The sequence below is a fragment of the Pseudomonas frederiksbergensis genome, assembly GCF_003732705.1.
Lineage (GTDB): Bacteria > Pseudomonadota > Gammaproteobacteria > Pseudomonadales > Pseudomonadaceae > Aquipseudomonas > Aquipseudomonas frederiksbergensis_F.
On sequence record NZ_MOBR01000014.1, the window covers coordinates 1 to 14,578 of the forward strand.

Consider the following 14,578-nt stretch of genomic DNA (forward strand, 5'->3'; position numbering starts at 1 on the left):
GCGTCATTCCGGTCGATAACAATGTTGACCGGAATGACGCCTTCGCGGGCAAGCCTCGCTCCTACAATGGCGATGAAGCCCCCCCTGAGATCGGGCCGATCGGACAACCGCTGTCGACCATGAATTGTGCCTGCTGCTCCGGGTTCAGCCACGCGGTGGAGTTGACCACGAAGCACGCCGAATGCTGTAGACCGGCGCGTCGGCGGCGCTGTTGGCCATCTCGAACGTGGCGCACATGGCCAGGCCCAATAGCTGGAAGCCGGGGCCTTGCACTTTTGTGGCGAGGGCGCTTGCTCCCGTTTGAGTACGCAGTGCTCTGAAGAAAGGTCTGCTGCGCAGCCCGGCGCGAGCAAGCTCGCTCGCCACAGGTTTGGGGGGCGCCGGCTACGTGACAAAAATTTCATTTCCTGCGCATCCAATCTTTTCCCGATTCGACGTCCAATCCATCAGCAACATCCATTTTCGGATGCAGCCTGAGGAGTTGTCATGAACGTTGTGCGCCCCCTGATCAAGTTGCGGCATGTCTTGCTCGTCCCCCTGGCGCTGGCGGCGCTGGCGAGTACGCCGGTGTTTGCTCAGCCCGAGATCATCATTCGCCAGGCGCCGCCGCCACCGCGCATGGAGCAGGCGCCCATGGCGCGTCCCGGTTATGCCTGGGATAACGGCCACTGGCGCTGGGACGGCCGCGGTTATGTCTGGGCGCCCGGTCACTGGCAGCGGATGCGCCACGAGGGGCGCTGGATGCCCGGCCACTGGGAGGCACGCGGGCCGAACTGGTACTGGATCGAAGGGCGCTGGGTCCGTTGAGCCCTAAACACAAGACCTGCCGGCTCGCCATCCTGGCGCCGGTTCGTATGAATCAAGGAATCAGCCAATGTCTGGATTATTGAAGACCGCTGTAATCGCCAGCCTCATGGCGATCACCCTGTCCGGCTGCGTCATCGAGCCGGCCCGTCCACACCGACCGCCACCACGGGTCGAAATGGTCCCGGTGATGCCCGCGCCGGGTTATCACTGGGTGGCCGGGCAGTATCGTTGGGCTCACAACGAGTGGGTGTGGGTGCCGGGGCATTGGAAGGGTTATTGAGTAAAGGCTGATGGCCCCTTCGCGAGCAGGCTCACTCCCACACTGGATCTGCGGCGCAAGCAAATCCATGTGGGAGCGGGCTTGCTCGCGAAGGCGGTGTATCAGGCAACTTCTATAGTGACTGACACGCCCTCTTCGCGAGCAAGCCCGCTCCCACAGGGGATCAGTGGTGTAGGCAAAATGTGTGAACGGCACCAAACCAGTGTGGGAGCGAGCCTGCTCGCGAATACGGCCTGACAGGCAACGCAGAAATTGAATCTGCCCACCTACCCATCATTTCTTTCGATCATTCAAATCACGAAAGCGAATTTTTCATTTCCCCCCGACCTGTTCACCATGGCTCCACCTAAAACAGCTCGGACGGCTCCCTCATGAATTTCAATCTGGCGATTGCCTGTGTCATCGTAGTGTCCTTCGCCATTGCGCTGGGCCACGCCTGACCGCGCTATTTCGCGTCGCCGTCATGGGGTTTGTAAAACGTGAACAGACCGATCTGAGCCGTCTTGATGTATTCATGTGCCCAGTCCGGTTTCACCGTCCGGTCATGGAAATACATCGCGCCGTGGGTGCGATCCGGTAATTGTTTGTTCAGCGCCTTGCGCGCGATTTCCTTGGCCATCGCGTAAGGCGCTTCTTCCTGGGCCGTGTCGGGCTTGCCGTCACACCACCAGGAAAACTGGCAGGCATGCTTTTCCGAGCCCTGCTTGACGATCCCGCACACCGTATCCGGAAAGCCCTCGTGCCCGAGGCGATTCATCACCACGTTGGCGACAGCTTCCATGTCGGCAGAGTCCTTACCCTTCGCTTCCCAATAAATACTGCGGGCCATGCACGTGATGGCTTCGTCCAGTGGCGCGGTGCCGGCCGGGTCGACGGCCTGGACTTCGGATTGAGTGATCGTCTCGGCCTTTTTCGGTGCCGGTGCCGTGCTGCCTTTATCGGCAGCTTTCTCTTCCAGGACCTGAGCCTTGTCCACCGCCACTTCTTTTTTTTGTTCCTGGTCGTCAGCCATGACCTGGCCGGCGAGCAGCGTTAACGCGAGGCAGGTTGCAATCCACGGGAGGCGCATGATGGGCAGGCTCTTCAGGGCGTCGACGGGCGACTTCGCTTCATTGTAGTCGGCAAATCATTGAAAAAGGCAGTGCCCTGAAAGGGACGAAATCGCGCATCATGGGCGCAGTCCGTTCAAGGGGGATTTTCATGCGCGTCCTATCATCCGTTTTGCGTGTTGCGGCGTTGTCGTCGGGCCTGGTGTTCGCCACCACGGCCCTGGCCACTGACGAGACGCAACTGGTTCAGTCGATCAATACCTATCGCAGTCAGGTGCAGCGTTGTGGCGGCCAGGCATCGCCGGAGTTGCCACCGCTGGCGAGCGATCCACGCCTGGTGCTGTCCGCCACGCAAAACGTCGACCTGCAACAGGCGATGGCGCAAGCGAAATACCCGATGGTCAATGTGCAGGCGATCACCCTGGCCGGGCCGCGTGATGCGCAGTCAGCCATGAAGGCTGTGCAGGAGAGCTTCTGCCAGGTGGTGCTGAATCCGCAGTTCATCGATGTCGGGGTCAGCCGCGAAGGCAGCCAATGGCGCATCGTCCTCGCGCGTCCGCTGTTGAGCGGGCGTCTGGGGGATGCTTCCGCGGAAGGCCAAAAGCTGTTGGAACTGCTTAACGCCGCCCGCGCCCAACCGCGCCAATGCGGCGGCCAACCGTATGCCGCCACCACGCCGCTGGCCTGGAACGCCACGTTGGGCGCCGCCGCCGAAGCTCACAGTCGGGACATGGCCAACAATAACTACTTCGATCACAAGGACCGCTCGGGCGGCACGCCGGGTGATCGCGCGGAACTGGGCGGCTACATCGCGCAGCAGATCGGCGAAAACATCGCCGCCGGGCAAGACACCACACGCAAAGTCGTCGACGGCTGGCTCGGCAGCCCCGGGCATTGCGCCAACCTGATGAACCCGCAGTTCCGCGAACTGGGCGCGGCGTATGCAGTGGACCCGAAGAGTGACGCGGGGATCTATTGGACGGCGATGTTCGGGACGCAGTAACTCCCAAGCACACCCATCCCTGTAGGAGCAAAGCTTGCTCGCGATAGCGGTCTGTCAGTCACATCATTGCCGGATGTGCTGCCGTCTTCGCGAGCAAGCTTTGCTCCTACAGCGATAGCGGTGTATCAGTCACATCATTGCCGGGTGTGCTGCCGTCTTCGCGAGCAAGCTTTGCTCCTACAGCGAAAGCGGTGTGTCAGTCACATCATTGCCGGGTGTGCTGCCGTCTTCGCGAGCAAGCTTTGCTCCTACGGAAGCGGTCCTTCACCGCTATTGTTAGCCACTTGCCGGTCTGAAAAAGGCTCACCCCTTGAGCGATACAATCGCAAAACCCCAGGCAGTTCCCCTACGCGAAGCCTTCCTCTTCTGGCTCAAACTCGGCTTCATCAGTTTCGGTGGCCCGGCCGGGCAGATTTCGATCATGCATCAGGAGTTGGTCGAGCGTCGGCGCTGGATTTCGGAGCGGCGTTTTCTGCACGCGCTCAACTACTGCATGTTGCTGCCCGGGCCGGAGGCGCAGCAACTGGCGACCTACATCGGCTGGCTGATGCACCGGACCTGGGGTGGCGTGATCGCCGGTGTGCTGTTTGTGTTGCCGTCGCTGTTTATCCTGATCGGGTTGTCATGGATGTACATCGCATTCGGGGATGTGCCGGTGGTAGCCGGGTTGTTTTATGGGATCAAGCCGGCAGTCACCGCGATTGTGCTGCAGGCGGCCCATCGCATCGGCGGCCGGGCGCTGAAGAACAACTGGCTATGGGGGATTGCGGCGGCGTCGTTCACGGCCATTTTCGCGTTCAATGTGCCGTTTCCGCTGATTGTGTTGGGGGCGGCGGTGATCGGTTATGTCGGCGGACGCCTGGCTCCGCAGAGATTCAACAACGGTGGCCACCGCGCGACGAATAAATCCTACGGCCCGGCGCTGATCGATGACGACACCCCAACCCCTGAACATGCGCGCTTCAGTGCGGTGAAACTGCTGCGTCTGGCGCTGATCGGCGCCGTGTTATGGATCGTGCCGATGGGGCTTCTCACGCTGCTGTTTGGCTGGAACGGCACGCTGACGCAGATGGGCTGGTTCTTCACCAAAGCCGCGCTGCTGACCTTCGGCGGCGCCTACGCGGTTCTGCCGTATGTGTATCAGGGCGCGGTCGGCCACTATGGCTGGCTGACGCCGACGCAGATGATCGATGGCCTGGCGCTGGGCGAAACCACGCCCGGGCCGCTGATCATGGTGGTGGCCTTCGTCGCGTTTGTCGGCGGTTATGTGCAGCAGGTGTTCGGCTCCGATCACGTGTTCCTGGCCGGTGCCGTTGCCGCCACGCTGGTGACCTGGTTCACCTTCCTGCCTTCCTTCCTGTTCATCCTCGCCGGCGGACCGCTGGTGGAATCGACGCACAACGAACTGAAATTCACCGCGCCGCTGACCGCGATAACCGCTGCGGTGGTTGGGGTGATTCTCAACCTCGCGTGTTTCTTCGGCTACCACGTGCTCTGGCCCAACGGCTTCAGCGCTCACCTCGACTGGCCTTCAGCGCTGATTGCGATTGCAGCGGCGATTGCTTTATTTCGCTTCAAGCGCGGGGTTATCCAGGTGTTGATCGGCTGTGCGTTGATCGGTTTGGCGGTGCATTTAATCCGCTAAAGATCCGTGTCGGCCTGCACCACTTCGATGCCCAGCCGCTGGTAATCCTCGACATTGCCCGAGGCCAGATGACGCTCGGTGATCAGTGTCTGGATGCGTCGGCAAGGCGCCACCACAAACGGCTCCACCGCGCCCAGTTTGTCCGCCATGCTCACGGCTATCACATGGGCAGCGCTGTCGAGCATCGCCTGCTTCACCGGCACCTCATCAAAATGCAGCGAGCTGATGCCCACCTCAGGGTGAATCGCACACACCCCGGTGAACAGCAGATCAGCCTTGACCCCCTGAAGCAGGCGCAATGTTTCATGCCCGCTTGCACACATCGTCGCCGGATTGAGCTGACCACCGGCCAGGATCACCTTGATGCCTTTGTACTCGGCCAGGGCGATCGCGATGATCGGCGAGGCCGTGACCGCAGTGATGGTGATGTCGGAGGGCAGCGAACGGGCGATCTGCAGCGTCGTGGAACCAGAATCGAAAATCACGATCTGGCCATCCTTCACGTACCTCGCCGCCAGTTGCGCCAGATAGGATTTCACTTCATCGGTTTCGCCGACGCGGGTAAAAAAATCCTTGCCGGTGTCCTTCGGCCGCGGCAACGCCCCGCCGTGGACCCGCTGCACCAGCCCGGCGCTGTCCAGCTCCGCCAGATCCCGGCGGATGGTGTCTTCGGACACGGCGAAATGCTGGCTGAGCTCGGAGGCCATGACCTTGCCGTCGCGTTCCAGAATCAACAGGATTTTTTGTCGGCGCAAGGAAGGCAGTTCGGCGATGGAGTGGTCTTGCATGGTAATGCCTGTTTTTGCGGGTTTGTGCGAGATTAGCCAAAGCACCCCGTAAACACAATCGGCGTTTTATCGATTCACCTTCCGCGCCTCAGTCCCAGCTAAGTTTGCGCCCGTAGCCTCTCCCTGACGCACTTAAAGTACTTGCTCAGGAGAGACAATCCACATGAATCCGACCATAGCCGGCTGGCTCAACAAGGTCCCCGAGGTGACGCTGTCATTCTGGGTGATCAAAATCATGTCCACGACCGTGGGTGAAACCGGCGCGGACTTCCTGGCCGTCGATGCCGGTCTCGGCGCGGGCTGGACCAGCATTGGCATGGCCGTGTTGCTGGCGCTCGCTCTGTTCTGCCAACTGCGCACCAAGGCGTACACCCCCTGGATCTATTGGCTGACCGTGGTGCTGGTGAGCATCGTCGGAACGCAAATCACTGACATTTTGACCGACATGCTTGATGTCAGCCTGTACACCAGCACGGCCGTGTTTTCCGTGTTGCTGGCGGTTAACTTTTGGGTCTGGTACCGGGTGGAGCACAACCTGTCGATTCGCGAGATCGTCACGCCACGGCGGGAGTTGTTCTATTGGGCCACTGTGCTCTGCACGTTTGCCCTCGGCACGGCGGCGGGCGACCTGGCCACCGAAGCGCTGGGCCTGGGCTTCACTGTCGGCGCCATGATTTTCGGCGCGTTGATTGCCGCGACCCTGGTGGCCTGGCGCATGGGCGGCAATGTGGTGCTGACCTTCTGGATCGCCTACATCCTGACCCGCCCGTTCGGTGCCTCCCTCGGCGACTTGCTGACCCAGGCCAAAACCTATGGCGGCCTCGGCATGGGTGCCACCTGGACCAGCGCGCTGTTCCTCTGCGTCATCGTCATCCTGGTTGCCGTGGCGCAAATCAGCGTCGGCAATCGCAAAGCCGTCACTCAATAAATTCATTCAATAGCCCATCAAGGATCCGTCATGCGCCACGTTCAACACCTTATTCGTCACGTTTGCATCGTCTCGGCCATTTTTTTGCTCGGCATCGCCACCGGCTGCTCGAAACCGGCCGACAAACCCAAGGCCGGTACGACCTCGGCAATCGAAATGACCCAGAGCTCAGCATCGAAATTGGGCGACTTGTCCGAGTTCCGCACGATCGCCGCCGACGTTGCAGGCCTCGTCGATAAAAACGATCTGCCCGCCGCGAAAGCCCGGATCAAGGACCTGGAAACGAGCTGGGATTCGGCCGAAGCCGGGCTCAAGCCCCGTGCCGCGAGCGATTGGCACGTGGTGGATAAAGCCATCGACCGCGCCCTCGATGCCTTGCGCGCCAATACACCACAGCAAAGCGACTGCAAAGCGATGATGGATGAACTGTTGAAAGCGTTCGATTCGATGAAAGCAAAGCAGTAAGCGAACACAGGTGCTTCAATACAGGCGCAAGGGTCATGACCCTCGCGCCTTTCTTTTGTCGGAGCGGGACATGCGGATATTGCTGGTCGAAGACGACCCGATGATTGGCGATGCGATCCACGGCGCACTGAACGATGCCAGCTACGCCGCCGATTGGGTGAAAAACGGCCTTACTGCCCTGGCGGCGCTGGAGACTCAACACTACGACCTGGTGCTGTTGGACCTCGGCCTGCCCGGCAAGGACGGACAGGAAGTATTGACCCGCATCCGCGCCAACAACAATCCCGTGCCGCTGCTGATCATCACCGCCCGGGACAGCCTCGACGACCGGTTGCGCGGCCTCGATGGCGGTGCAGACGACTACCTGCTCAAACCCTTCGACATCGCCGAGTTGCTGGCGCGCATGCGAGCCGTTTTAAGACGCAAGGGCGGCAACGCCCTCTCGGTGCTCGACAACGGCGTAGTGTCCCTGGACCTTGTTTCCAAAGAAGCCTCGACCGCGGAGCATCAAGGCGTCCAGCTCTCCAGCCGCGAGTTTGCGCTGTTGCAGGCGCTGTTGATCAGACCGGGGGCCATCCTTTCGCGCAGCGAGCTCGAAGACCGCCTCTATGGCTGGGGTAATGAAGTGGAAAGCAACGCAGTGGAGTTTTTGATCCATGCGCTGCGGCGCAAGTTGGGCAGCCAGGTCATCAAGAACGTCAGGGGTATGGGATGGATGGTTTCAAAAAACGCTTGAGTGAATCGGTCCAGCTCAGGCTGTCTGTCACCCTGTCGCTGGCGATCCTGATCGTTGCGATTTTGGCCGGCATCTTCGCCTTCGTCTCCGCGTTCGACGAAGCCCACGAAATGCAGGACGCTACCTTGCGCCAAGTGGCCGTGCTGTTTGACCGGCAGCACATGACGTTGCAATACCCCGAGGGCCAGATCAGTGACAGTGACGATGACGATGACGATGACGAATCCAGGCTGGTCATTCAGTACCTGGCCGACAGCAGCAAAGCCTCCGGCAACAATGATGACGTAACCCCGCTGCCCTTCCCCACGACGCTGGCCGATGGCTTGTCCACAGTAACGGTTGGCGGTGAGGCGTTTCGCGTACTGGTAAAAACCACCGCCCGTGGCGAGCGCATTGCCGTTGCCCAGGAAACCGGCGCCCGGGACAAGGATGCCCGGGAGAGTGCCTGGCGTAGCCTGCTGCCGTTTCTGATTCTGTTTCCGGTGCTGTTGCTGGTGGTCGGTGACCTGGTGCGCAAGCTGTTTCGCCCCATCGCGACGCTCTCTTCGGAAATCGATCAGCGCACCGAACAGGAGCTGCATCCTGTCGATGAAAGTCACCTGCCGACCGAGATCCGGCCCTTTGTCGTGGCGATCAATCGCTTGCTCGAGCGCGTGGCGAACACCCTGGACACCCAGCGTCGTTTTGTTGCCGACGCGGCCCACGAACTCCGCTCTCCCCTGACGGCCTTGTCCTTGCAGGCCGAACGCCTGGCTGCCGCCGACATGTCACCCCAGGCCCACGAACGTCTGGCGCCGCTGCGCCGGGGCATCGAGCGCGGTAGAAACCTGATCGATCAACTGCTGACCCTGGCCAAGGTGCAATCCGACAACAGCACGCCAATCTCACCGGTTTCGGTGCATGACGTCTATCGACGGGTACTGGAGGATCTGCTGCCGCTGGCCGATATCAAACACCTCGACATTGGCGTCGAAGGCACGCAAGACATACAGGTGCTGATCGACGAAACGGATCTGATGACCCTGATCAAGAATCTGGTGGACAACGCGATTCGCTATACGCCTGAGGGTGGCCGGATCGACCTTTCGGTTGTCATGGATCAAGGCGCGGCGCGCCTGCAAATCAAGGACTCTGGGCCGGGGATTGTGCTGGAGGAACGTGCGCGGGTGTTTGATCCGTTTTATCGCAGCCTGGGGACGGACGAAGCAGGCTCCGGGTTGGGGTTGTCGATCGTTCAGGCGATTGCGCAGCGTACCGGGGCGCGGATCGATTTAGGCTTCACCGATGAGGTGGAGCACCGTGGTTTGAGCGTGTCGGTCTGGTTAAGGGTGGCCAGTAAACCGTCTCTTTAGTTCGTCGCCACTTGAGCCCCGCTGCCCGACTTCACCAGCGCCTTCAACGACGCATCAAACTGCTTCAACGCATTCACTTGCAGTTCGGTTTGCTGGTCGATTTGCGCCGCAATCTCCGGCGCTGCTTTGCCATGCACCCACACCGAAGGCATTTGCTGTTCACGGGCGCCTTCAGCCTGGCCGATGTATTGCAGGTTTGAGTCATAGAACTTGGCGAGGAACCGCGCTTCGACCTGGTTGTTACGCTTGCTCACCAGGCGGCTGTAAGTGTCGAGCATGACCACCACGTCCGGCTTCGCTTGCACCAGGGCATCGAGGTTGTCGTAGACGGTCACCGAAGCGAATTGTTTCTGCAACGAACCCATCAGCCAGTTGATCGCCAGTTTCGGATCGGAGCTTTTGATAAAGGCGTTGCTGATGCGCGAATCGAGGGCGGCGTTCTTGCTGCCGTTCACTGCGACAGTGTGGTAACTCTCAAGGTATTGGAGGGTGTTGACGGTGTTTTCACTGTAGAGCACGCCCACCGATTGGGAATGCTTCAGCTCGGCGCTGCTGTCCCCCATCGGCAGGAAATGGCAGACCTGTGGGTCGGCGGCGTAGGCCGGTGCGGTGGCAGCGAAACCGCCGGTGAGGACGGCGACAAGGGCCAAGACAGTTGAGATTCTCATCGCGCAGGTTCCTTCAGAAGCGAGATCGGTATGTCGCTATCCTCCTCCGTTGAGGAAAAAACAGAACTCGCATTTTTTGATGATGACTATCGATTGAACGAATGGTCAGGAAAACGCTGGTTTCAGGGTTGCCTGACGATATCCACCGAAATCTCCACCGCCGTTTCCGAGCCTCTGTTTTCGAGCCAGTGGGTGGTGTTGCGATCCTCGGGCCAACCCACTCCGGGCCCGTAATCCGTGGCGACGCCATTGCGATGGTCCGTGATTGTCCCTTGCAGGATGTAGACGGTACCCGGTCTGTCGATATGGTTGTGCACCGGCCCGAAGACGCCTCCGGGCTCGATGGTCACCCTGCGCATTCTGAGTTGACGCCCTGCCATGCCCTCGATCTCGGGACCGAGATCAATCGTTGACAGTAAGGTCACCGTAACGCCTTTCGTTTCAGGTGCCGCCGGTTCGATGCTCATTGCGTGTTCCTCCTTACCTACAGAGTCTAGTTGGCATTAGAGACCCTGAAATGCGTGGCCGGTGGGGAGCCGCCAAAAGGTGAAGCCGAGGTCACGCCCACCACCTCGGCGATGGTGTTGAACGGCACCGCGTGGATTAAATCTTCGATTGATGGGTGTCAGCCAAGGCGCACCGACAACTCCACGTCTTCACCAAAAGGCACCGACAGGTAACCATTTGCCGGCGAGCGCACGTAGGCCAGGTATTCCGGGCAGTAATCGGAGTTGTCGGCCACCACCAAGGCACCGGGCTTGAGGCGACTTTCCACCAGACCCAAGACGTCGCTATAAAGCGCTTTGGCGCCATCGAGCAGCAGCAGGTCGATGGTCTCGGGCAGATCGGTTGCCAGGGTGGTGAGTGCATCGCCCTCGCGGATCTCCACCAGATCGCTGACCCCGCCTTCGATGAGGTGTTGGCGTGCCAGGGCAATCTTCGACGGCTCGAATTCACTGCTGATCAACACGCCGCCGCCGTTGTCCCGCAGTGCAGCGGCCAGGTGCAAGGTTGAAAGGCCGAACGAGGTGCCAAACTCGACGATGGCCCGCGCCTTGGCACTGCGCGCCAGGGTGTACAGCAGCTTGCCGGTGTCCCGCGAAACCGGCAACCACAGGTCTTTGAGCAGTCCGTAGAGTTCGAGGTAGTCGGTCTTGCTGTGCATGAGGCGATCGCGTTCCTCAGCGGAAAAGTCGTTGAAAACCGGACTGGTAGTGGCATTAGCTTTTGCGTACAGGCGTTCAATCAGCGGGGCCATAGGGGCCGAAGTGATGGTGGTCATGGGTGCTTCCCGTTTGTAGGTTGAGCGCCTGTCGGCGCCGGGGCTAAGATGCGACTAATTCGTCGCATTTAAATTATGCGAGCCATTCGTCACATTCGCTAATCGCATTAGCCCCGAGGCCCGGAGCCCCTATGACAACCCGCCAGACCTCGCAGATTTCCTCGCGCAAACAGCCGCAGCAGGCCCGCTCGACCGAGTTGGTGGCGGCCATTCTGCAAGCGGCTATTCAGGTTTTGGCCAAGGAAGGCGCTGCACGTTTCACCACTGCCCGCGTGGCGGAAAAAGCCGGCGTCAGCATCGGCTCGGTGTACCAATATTTCCCCAACAAGGCCGCCATCCTGTTCCGGCTGCAAAGTGATGAGTGGCAGCAGACCACGCAAATGCTGCGCGGGATTCTGGAGGATGCGGGCAAGCCGCCGCTGGAGCGGCTGCGTGCGTTGGTGCATGCGTTCATTTGTTCCGAGTGTGAAGAGGCGCAGATGCGAGTCGCGCTCAGCGACGCCGCGCCGCTCTATCGTGATGCGCCGGAAGCTCATGAAGTTCGTGCGGCGGGGCAGCAGATTTTTCAGGAATTCATGCTTGAAGCGTTGCCAGAAGCCTGCGACGAAACCCGCGAACTGGCTTGTGACCTGGTCTCCACGACGCTCAGTTCGGTGGGGAAGTCTTTCTCGGGGAGTCCGCGTAGCCCTGACGAGATCGTTATTTACTCTGACGCGATGGCGGATATGTTTTGTGCCTACATCAGGGCGCTCAACCTGCACTGATGCCGATTGGTCAGGGATTTGAACACCGCAATCCTTGTGGGAGCGTTGTGGCTCAAGCCCTTGTAGGAGCGAAGCTTGCTCGCGAAGGCGTCAGGCCTGCACACCGCGTCATCGTTCTTCGCGGGCAAGCCTCGCTCCTACATTTGTTCAGCGTTGTTCACACGATTTTCAGTCCACGCTGTTCCCTGTGGGAGCGGGCTTGCTCGCGAAGGCGTCAGGCCTGCACACCGCGTCATCGTTCTTCGCGGGCAAGCCTTGCTCCTACATTTGTTCAGCGTTGTTCACACGATTTTCAGTCCACGCTGTTCCCTGTGGGAGCGAGCCTGCTCGCGAAGGCGTCAGGCCTGCACACCGCGTCATCGTTCTTCGCGGGCAAGCCTTGCTCCTACATTTGTTTTGCGTTGTTCACACGATTTTCAGTCCACGCTGTTCCCTGTGGGAGCGAGCCTGCTCGCGAAGGCGTCAGGCCTGCACACCGCGTCATCGTTCTTCGCGGGCAAGCCTTGCTCCTACATTTGTTCAGCGTTGTTCACACGATTTTCAGTCCACGCTGTTCCCTGTGGGAGCGGGCTTGCTCGCGAAGGCGTCAGGTCTGATACACCGCGTCATCGTTCTTCGCGGGCAAGCCTTGCTCCTACATTTGTTCAGCGTTGTTCACACGATTTTCAGTCCACGCTGTTCCCTGTGGGAGCGGGCTTGCTCGCGAAGGCGTCAGGCCTGCACACCGCGTCATCGTTCTTCGCGGGCAAGCCTTGCTCCTACATTTGTTCAGCGTTGTTCACACGATTTTCAGTCCACGCTGTTCCCTGTGGGAGCGAGCCTGCTCGCGAAGGCGTCAGGTCTGATACACCGCGTCATCGTTCTTCGCGGGCAAGCCTTGCTCCTACATTTGTTCAGCGTTGTTCACACGATTTTCAGTCCACGCTGTTCCCTGTGGGAGCGGGCTTGCTCGCGAATGCGGTGTGTCAGCTGCATGAATGTCGGCTGACACGCCCTCTTCGCGAGCCCGCTCCCACAGGTTTTTCATCACTCTTTACTCGAAAGCGCCTATTTGGGTAGCGAACTGAGAAGCCGCTTGCTCGACATATGTGGATATCCGTATATTCGGACCTTCACATATTGGCGGCCACCCCATGCTCAGTCCTCCAGCCCTCTACAAATGCCTATCCGACGAAACCCGCGCCCGGGCCACGCTGCTGATCACCCGTGAAGGCGAGTTATGCGTCTGCGAGTTGGTCTGTGCGCTGGATGACAGTCAACCAAAAATCTCTCGCCATCTGGCCCAACTCCGGTCTTGCGGCCTGTTGCTTGATCGACGCCAGGGCCAATGGGTGTATTACCGGCTCAACCCCAATCTGCCCGACTGGGTTCGCGCGGTGCTTGAAACCACGCTACACGCCAATGCCCATTGGCTGGAAGAAAACACTGCCCGCCTCAAGCAGATGAACGACCGCCCCCTCAATACCGCAGCGTGCTGCTGACCTGACCCAACGGAGTTTCCATGCGTGTTCTATTCATGTGCACCGCCAACAGCTGCCGCAGCATCCTCTCTGAAGCGATGTTCAATCACCTGGCACCGAAGGGTTTCGAGGCCGTCAGCGCCGGCAGTTTTCCAAAGGGCCACGTGTTGCCCCGCAGCCTGACCACATTGCAAACAGCCGGAATCGTCACCGATGGCTTGAGCAGCAAAGGCAACGACGCCTTCGAAGCCAACCCGCCAGATATCGTCATCACCGTCTGCGACAAGGCCGCCGGTGAAGCCTGCCCGGTGTACTTCGGCCCAGCGTTGAAGGCCCATTGGGGACTGGAAGATCCGTCGGAGGTGACGGGTGACGAGGCCGCGCTATCCACCGCTTTCCACGCGACCCTGGCGCGTATCGAAACCCGCTGCCGGGCCTTTCTCGCCCTGCCCTTCAGCGAACTTGATCGCAATGCCTTGAAGCGTGAACTCGACCGCATCGGCACCTTGTAACTGGAACCGCCCATGACTCATCCACTGCCCAACCTCGACCCGTCATTGATCCAGCACCATGATCACGACGATCAGCACAAACCACGAATCCTGCTGTTGTATGGCTCGACCCGCGCCCGTTCATTCAGCCGATTACTGGTCGAAGAAGCGGCCCGTTTGCTCGAACACTTCGGCGCTGAAACACGGATTTTCAATCCCTCAGGTTTGCCACTGCCGGACGATGCGCCGAACGATCACCCGAAAGTCCAGGAGTTGCTGGAACTGATGCAATGGTCCGAGGGCCAGGTCTGGTGCTCACCGGAACGCCACGGTTCGATGTCCGCCGTGTTCAAGGCGCAAATAGACTGGGTGCCGCTGGCCATTGGCGCGATTCGCCCGACCCAGGGCAAAACCCTGGCGGTGATGCAGGTTTGCGGCGGCTCGCAATCGTTCAACGTGGTCAATCAACTGCGCGTGCTGGGGCGCTGGATGCGGATGTTCACCATCCCCAATCAATCGTCCGTGCCGAAGGCCTTTCTGGAGTTTGACGAGGACAACCGCATGAAACCCTCCGCGCTTTATGACCGGGTGGTGGACGTGATGGAGGAACTGGTGAAATTCACGCTATTGCTGCGCGATCGCCCGGATCTGGTTGACCGCTATTCGGAGCGCAAGGAATCGGCGGAAGAACTGACCCGGCGGGTGAATCAGCAGTCAATCTGATAGCGCAGTTGGACTGGGCAAACATAAACCTTGTGGGAGCGAGCTTGCTCGCGAAAGCAGTTTCACATTCAACATTGATGGTGGCTGACACACCGCTTTCGCGAGCAAGCCCGCTCCCACAATTGATCTCCGTCGGA

Annotated in this window: 17 protein-coding genes and 1 pseudogene; 12 read left to right on the plus strand and 6 right to left on the minus strand. The window is 60.0% G+C overall.

What is annotated here, in order from left to right:
• Positions 1-79 precede the first annotated feature (79 nt).
• Positions 80-181: pseudogene (locus BK667_RS33990) on the minus strand (aliphatic nitrilase); the annotation flags it as partial.
• Positions 182-486: 305 nt separating this feature from the next.
• On the opposite strand from BK667_RS33990, the gene BK667_RS15670 reads away from it, so the two are divergent.
• Together BK667_RS15670 and BK667_RS15675 are read left to right on the plus strand one after the other, a co-directional pair.
• Positions 487-807 carry a YXWGXW repeat-containing protein gene (locus BK667_RS15670; protein ID WP_123515399.1) on the plus strand — a complete coding sequence of 107 codons (321 nt, stop codon included), beginning with the start codon at positions 487-489 and terminating at the stop codon, positions 805-807.
• A 67-nt stretch (positions 808-874) separates the two neighbouring features.
• The gene (locus tag BK667_RS15675; RefSeq protein ID WP_123515397.1) at positions 875-1,087 is read left to right on the plus strand and encodes a YXWGXW repeat-containing protein; all 213 of its coding nucleotides are present in this window, start codon (positions 875-877) and stop codon (positions 1,085-1,087) included.
• Between the two features lie 445 nt (positions 1,088-1,532).
• Here the strand turns inward: BK667_RS15675 and BK667_RS15680 are convergent, their stop codons facing one another.
• Positions 1,533-2,156, minus strand: a complete 624-nt coding sequence (locus BK667_RS15680) for a cell wall hydrolase (protein ID WP_123598158.1) — start codon at positions 2,154-2,156, stop codon at positions 1,533-1,535.
• A 131-nt stretch (positions 2,157-2,287) separates the two neighbouring features.
• Here BK667_RS15680 and BK667_RS15685 point away from each other — a divergent pair, with 131 nt between their 5' ends.
• Positions 2,288-3,139, plus strand: coding sequence for a CAP domain-containing protein (locus BK667_RS15685; RefSeq protein WP_123515314.1), 852 nt, complete (start codon positions 2,288-2,290; stop codon positions 3,137-3,139).
• A 310-nt stretch (positions 3,140-3,449) separates the two neighbouring features.
• Entirely contained in the window at positions 3,450-4,784 is a 1,335-nt protein-coding gene (chrA, locus tag BK667_RS15690) for a chromate efflux transporter (RefSeq protein WP_375539173.1), read from the plus strand.
• Here chrA and BK667_RS15695 read toward each other — a convergent pair.
• Entirely contained in the window at positions 4,781-5,572 is a 792-nt protein-coding gene (locus BK667_RS15695; protein WP_123598160.1) for a DeoR/GlpR family DNA-binding transcription regulator, read from the minus strand. The genes chrA and BK667_RS15695 overlap by 4 nt on opposite strands.
• Positions 5,573-5,735: 163 nt before the next feature.
• On the opposite strand from BK667_RS15695, the gene BK667_RS15700 reads away from it, so the two are divergent.
• The 4 genes from BK667_RS15700 to BK667_RS15715 all read left to right on the plus strand — a co-directional run bounded on the left by BK667_RS15700 (position 5,736) and on the right by BK667_RS15715 (position 9,053).
• On the plus strand, positions 5,736-6,500 hold the full coding sequence (locus BK667_RS15700) for a COG4705 family protein (protein ID WP_123598161.1): 765 nt from the start codon (positions 5,736-5,738) through the stop codon (positions 6,498-6,500).
• 30 nt (positions 6,501-6,530) lie between these two features.
• Positions 6,531-6,965 carry a hypothetical protein gene (locus tag BK667_RS15705; RefSeq protein ID WP_123598162.1) on the plus strand — a complete coding sequence of 145 codons (435 nt, stop codon included), beginning with the start codon at positions 6,531-6,533 and terminating at the stop codon, positions 6,963-6,965.
• Positions 6,966-7,035: 70 nt separating this feature from the next.
• Positions 7,036-7,701, plus strand: coding sequence for a response regulator transcription factor (locus BK667_RS15710; protein WP_123598163.1), 666 nt, complete (start codon positions 7,036-7,038; stop codon positions 7,699-7,701).
• Complete coding sequence (locus BK667_RS15715) at positions 7,677-9,053, plus strand: ATP-binding protein (RefSeq protein ID WP_123598164.1); 1,377 nt, start codon at positions 7,677-7,679, stop codon at positions 9,051-9,053. The genes BK667_RS15710 and BK667_RS15715 overlap by 25 nt, the downstream gene beginning before the upstream one ends.
• On the opposite strand, the gene BK667_RS15720 is transcribed toward BK667_RS15715, so the two are convergent.
• The 3 genes from BK667_RS15720 to BK667_RS15730 form a co-directional block, all read right to left on the minus strand.
• A complete protein-coding gene (locus BK667_RS15720) occupies positions 9,050-9,721 on the minus strand; it encodes an ATPase (RefSeq protein WP_123598165.1) in 672 nt (223 codons plus the stop codon). The genes BK667_RS15715 and BK667_RS15720 overlap by 4 nt on opposite strands.
• Positions 9,722-9,843: 122 nt before the next feature.
• Positions 9,844-10,188, minus strand: a complete 345-nt coding sequence (locus BK667_RS15725) for a cupin domain-containing protein (protein WP_123598166.1) — start codon at positions 10,186-10,188, stop codon at positions 9,844-9,846.
• 158 nt (positions 10,189-10,346) lie between these two features.
• A complete protein-coding gene (locus BK667_RS15730; RefSeq protein WP_123598167.1) occupies positions 10,347-11,003 on the minus strand; it encodes an O-methyltransferase in 657 nt (218 codons plus the stop codon).
• A gap of 131 nt (positions 11,004-11,134) precedes the next feature.
• Here BK667_RS15730 and BK667_RS15735 point away from each other — a divergent pair, with 131 nt between their 5' ends.
• The 4 genes from BK667_RS15735 to arsH all read left to right on the plus strand — a co-directional run bounded on the left by BK667_RS15735 (position 11,135) and on the right by arsH (position 14,441).
• Entirely contained in the window at positions 11,135-11,767 is a 633-nt protein-coding gene (locus tag BK667_RS15735; protein ID WP_123598168.1) for a TetR/AcrR family transcriptional regulator, read from the plus strand.
• Positions 11,768-12,900: 1,133 nt separating this feature from the next.
• Positions 12,901-13,248, plus strand: coding sequence for a metalloregulator ArsR/SmtB family transcription factor (locus BK667_RS15740; RefSeq protein ID WP_123598169.1), 348 nt, complete (start codon positions 12,901-12,903; stop codon positions 13,246-13,248).
• A 20-nt stretch (positions 13,249-13,268) separates the two neighbouring features.
• Positions 13,269-13,739, plus strand: a complete 471-nt coding sequence (locus tag BK667_RS15745) for an arsenate reductase ArsC (protein ID WP_123598170.1) — start codon at positions 13,269-13,271, stop codon at positions 13,737-13,739.
• A 12-nt stretch (positions 13,740-13,751) separates the two neighbouring features.
• Complete coding sequence (arsH, locus tag BK667_RS15750) at positions 13,752-14,441, plus strand: arsenical resistance protein ArsH (protein ID WP_123598171.1); 690 nt, start codon at positions 13,752-13,754, stop codon at positions 14,439-14,441.
• Positions 14,442-14,578 lie beyond the last annotated feature (137 nt).

Excerpts from the sequence above, each read along its gene's own strand:
- BK667_RS15700 (WP_123598161.1), top strand. The coding sequence starts at position 5,736 with ATGAATCCGACCATAGCCGGCTGGCTCAACAAGGTCCCCGAGGTGACG.
- BK667_RS15705 (WP_123598162.1), top strand. The coding sequence starts at position 6,531 with ATGCGCCACGTTCAACACCTTATTCGTCACGTTTGCATCGTCTCGGCC.
- BK667_RS15745 (WP_123598170.1), top strand. The coding sequence starts at position 13,269 with ATGCGTGTTCTATTCATGTGCACCGCCAACAGCTGCCGCAGCATCCTC.
- BK667_RS15720 (WP_123598165.1), bottom strand. The coding sequence starts at position 9,721 with ATGAGAATCTCAACTGTCTTGGCCCTTGTCGCCGTCCTCACCGGCGGT.
- BK667_RS15740 (WP_123598169.1), top strand. The coding sequence starts at position 12,901 with ATGCTCAGTCCTCCAGCCCTCTACAAATGCCTATCCGACGAAACCCGC.
- BK667_RS15725 (WP_123598166.1), bottom strand. The coding sequence starts at position 10,188 with ATGAGCATCGAACCGGCGGCACCTGAAACGAAAGGCGTTACGGTGACC.
- BK667_RS15735 (WP_123598168.1), top strand. The coding sequence starts at position 11,135 with ATGACAACCCGCCAGACCTCGCAGATTTCCTCGCGCAAACAGCCGCAG.
- BK667_RS15670 (WP_123515399.1), top strand. The coding sequence starts at position 487 with ATGAACGTTGTGCGCCCCCTGATCAAGTTGCGGCATGTCTTGCTCGTC.
- BK667_RS15685 (WP_123515314.1), top strand. The coding sequence starts at position 2,288 with ATGCGCGTCCTATCATCCGTTTTGCGTGTTGCGGCGTTGTCGTCGGGC.
- arsH (WP_123598171.1), top strand. The coding sequence starts at position 13,752 with ATGACTCATCCACTGCCCAACCTCGACCCGTCATTGATCCAGCACCAT.
- BK667_RS15680 (WP_123598158.1), bottom strand. The coding sequence starts at position 2,156 with ATGCGCCTCCCGTGGATTGCAACCTGCCTCGCGTTAACGCTGCTCGCC.
- BK667_RS15675 (WP_123515397.1), top strand. The coding sequence starts at position 875 with ATGTCTGGATTATTGAAGACCGCTGTAATCGCCAGCCTCATGGCGATC.
- BK667_RS15710 (WP_123598163.1), top strand. The coding sequence starts at position 7,036 with ATGCGGATATTGCTGGTCGAAGACGACCCGATGATTGGCGATGCGATC.
- BK667_RS15715 (WP_123598164.1), top strand. The coding sequence starts at position 7,677 with ATGGATGGTTTCAAAAAACGCTTGAGTGAATCGGTCCAGCTCAGGCTG.
- BK667_RS15730 (WP_123598167.1), bottom strand. The coding sequence starts at position 11,003 with ATGACCACCATCACTTCGGCCCCTATGGCCCCGCTGATTGAACGCCTG.
- BK667_RS15695 (WP_123598160.1), bottom strand. The coding sequence starts at position 5,572 with ATGCAAGACCACTCCATCGCCGAACTGCCTTCCTTGCGCCGACAAAAA.